This is a genomic window from Nakamurella sp., assembly GCF_048594475.1.
GTDB lineage: Bacteria > Actinomycetota > Actinomycetes > Mycobacteriales > Nakamurellaceae > Nakamurella.
The window spans coordinates 1-2,815 of sequence record NZ_JBMDXT010000344.1 but is presented as its reverse complement, the minus strand read 5'-3'; the positions used below and the strand labels follow the sequence as shown (position 1 = coordinate 2,815).

Genomic DNA, 2,815 nt, shown 5'->3' with positions numbered 1-2,815 from the left:
CCCTGCCGCTGGCCCTGCCCGACCTGGTCTGGACCGGTGCGGCCGCCACCGCCGCCGACCTGGTCGCCGCGGCCCCGCCCGCCGACGTCGTCGTGCTGGCCCTGCACGCCGACGGTGCCGTCGCCGCCCCCGGGCCGGCCTGGGCCGGCACGGTCCGCAGCCTGGTCGCGGCCGGCTATCCGGTCTGCCTGAGCACCGGCGAGCGGCGGCCGAGCGTCCTGCGCGGGTGCCTGGCCGCGGGCGCCCTGGCCCTGGTCCACGCCACCGATCCGCTGGCGGACCTGCACGCCGGGATCCGCGCGGCGGCCGCGGGTCGCCGCCTCGTCACCGCGACCCTGGCCGGCCTGGTCGACCCGGGACGCCCCGGGCCGGACCGGCCGGCACTCACGGAGCGTCAGCGGGAGGTGCTCTCCGCGCGGGCCCGGGGCGAGAAGTTCGAGAGCATCGCGCGCCGCCTCTACATCAGCCGGAAGGTGGCCGAGGAGCACTGGGCGGCGGTGGCCCGCAAGTACGCGCCCTTCCTGGCCGACCACTCCCCCGCCGACCTCGAACGGCTGCTGGGCCTGGAGCCCGCCGATCCGTCGAGCGCGCCGGCGCACGCCGGACCTGCTCGCACTGCCCGACCGGGGGCCGGACGGCCCGGCGACATTCCGGACGGCGTTCCGGGTGCCGGCGGGGCCGCCGGGACGGCCGGCGCAGGCCGGGGCGACCGGTCCCGGGCGGACCGGCTCGCCGGCTGACGCCGGCTGGGCGACCGGGAATTCGGAGGGGGCCGGGCGGTGTTCCGGGCCTGTCGGGCGGTGTTCGGGGTTCCGCCGGGCGGTACGCCGGGCCTGCCGGGCAGTGCGCCGGGGCGCGCCCGCCGGGTGCGCCCCGGTGCGCCACGGGCCGGCGGGGTTACTCCGGCAGCGGGTGGTAGGGCCCGGTCTGGGTGACCCGGGCGATGGCTCGCATCTTGTTGACCGCGTCGAGTGCGGCGACCTTGTAGGACTCGGCCAGCGTCGGGTAGTTGAACACGGTGTCGACCAGGTAGTCGATCGTCCCGCCGCAGCCCATGACGGTCTGCCCGATGTGCACCAGTTCCGTGGCGTTCGTGCCGAAGACGTGGACGCCGAGCAGCTCGCGGGATTCGGCGTGCACGAGGATCTTGAGCATCCCGTACGAGTCGCCCAGGATCGCCCCGCGAGCCAGCTCCCGGTACCGGGAGACCCCCACCTCGAACGGCACGTTGGCGCCGGTGAGCTCCTCCTCGGTGCGGCCGACGAAGCTGAGCTCGGGGATCGTGTAGATGCCGATGGGCTGCAGCTCGCCCAGCTTGCTGCCGACGGGCTCGTCGAAGGCGTGGTACGCCGCCCGCCGGCCCTGCTCCATCGCGGTGGCGGCCAGCGCCGGGAAGCCGATGACGTCGCCGACCGCGTAGATGTGGTCGACCTCGGTCTGGAAGTGCTCGTTGACGTCGACCTTGCCCCGGTTCGTCGCCGAGAGCCCGGCCGCGGCCACGTTCAGCTCGTCCGTCAGGCCCTGCCGGCCGGCCGAATAGAGCACCGTGTCGGCCGGGATCTTCTTGCCGGACTCCAGCACCGTCAGCGTGCCGGCCGGGTGTTTCTGCACCTCGCGCACGGTCTCGGAGTAGCGGAAGGTGACCGCCAGATCGCGCAGCTGGTGCTGCAGCGACTCGATGATCTCCTTGTCGCAGAAATCCAGCATCGCCGGCCGGCGCTCGACGATGGTGACCTTTGTGCCCAGGGCGGCGAACATGGAGGCGTATTCGATGCCGATGACGCCGGCGCCGACCACCACCATCGACGACGGGACCTTGGCGATGCTCAGGATCTGGTCGGAGTCGACGATCGTCTCGCCGTCGAAGTCGACCAGCGGCGGCCGGGCCGGCTTGGTGCCCACCGCGATGACGATCTTGTCCGCGCGCAGCTCGACCGAGTTGCCGGAGTCGTTGGTGACGACGATGGTGCGCGGATCGGTGAACCGGGCGGTGCCGACATACATGTGCACGTGGTTGCGGGCGAGCTGGTTGCGGATGACGTCGATCTCGCGAGCGATGACGTGCTGCGTGCGAGCCGAGAGATCCGCGATGGTGATGTCCTGTTTGACCCGGTAGGCCTGGCCGTACAGCTCGCGCTGGTTGAGGCCGGTCAGGTACAGCACCGCCTCGCGCAGCGTCTTCGACGGGATGGTGCCGGTGTTGATGCAGACGCCGCCGACCATGTCCCGGCGCTCGACCACTGCGGCCCGCCGGCCCAGCTTGGCGGCGGCGATCGCGGCCTTCTGCCCGGCCGGCCCGGAGCCGATGACGATCATGTCGTAGCTGTCCATGACGGCTCTCTCCCGGTTGCCTCGACCGGACGACGGCGTCGTCGCGGTCCCCCACCAGTGTCCCTACAAGTAAAGACCCGTTCCGCCCCGGGTGCGTTCGGAAGCGACGGCCTGCAGGTCGCGCTCGCGCAGCACCAGGTAGGTGTCACCGCCCACCTCGACCTCGTACTGGTCCTCGGGGCTGAACAGCACCCGCTCGCCCACCTTCACCGAGCGCACGTGCTGGCCGACCCCGGCCACCTCGCCCCAGACGAGCCGCTTGGCGACCTCGGCGGTCGCGGGTATGAGGATGCCGGTCTTGGTCGCCCGCTCGCCGGTCCCGGCGGAGGTCTTGATCAGGATCCGGTCGTGGAGCATCTGGATGGCCAGCGGTGCGTCGGACACCGGGCCGAGCCTAGTTGGCCGAGCGCGCGAGGCCACCATGCAGCTGTGGCCGGGCGCGCGAGGCCACCAAGCAGCTGTGGCCGGGCGCGCGAGGCCACCA

General features: G+C 72.8%; 3 protein-coding genes. 1 reads left to right on the top strand and 2 read right to left on the bottom strand.

All coding sequences use genetic code 11. From position 1 onward, the window contains the following. A partial coding sequence (locus ACOJUF_RS15670; RefSeq protein WP_420122761.1) for a LuxR C-terminal-related transcriptional regulator occupies positions 1–740 on the top strand: 740 nt, incomplete at its 5' end. Positions 741–897: 157 nt separating this feature from the next. Here the strand turns inward: ACOJUF_RS15670 and sthA are convergent. Both sthA and ACOJUF_RS15660 read right to left on the bottom strand, forming a co-directional pair. After that, positions 898–2,331 (bottom strand): Si-specific NAD(P)(+) transhydrogenase, encoded by a 1,434-nt coding sequence (sthA, locus tag ACOJUF_RS15665; protein WP_420122760.1) that lies wholly within the window; start codon positions 2,329–2,331, stop codon positions 898–900. Positions 2,332–2,394: 63 nt separating this feature from the next. Further along, positions 2,395–2,715, bottom strand: coding sequence for a GroES family chaperonin (locus ACOJUF_RS15660; protein WP_420122759.1), 321 nt, complete (start codon positions 2,713–2,715; stop codon positions 2,395–2,397). Positions 2,716–2,815: the final 100 nt, after the last annotated feature.

Excerpts from the sequence above, each read along its gene's own strand:
- sthA (WP_420122760.1), bottom strand. The coding sequence starts at position 2,331 with ATGGACAGCTACGACATGATCGTCATCGGCTCCGGGCCGGCCGGGCAG.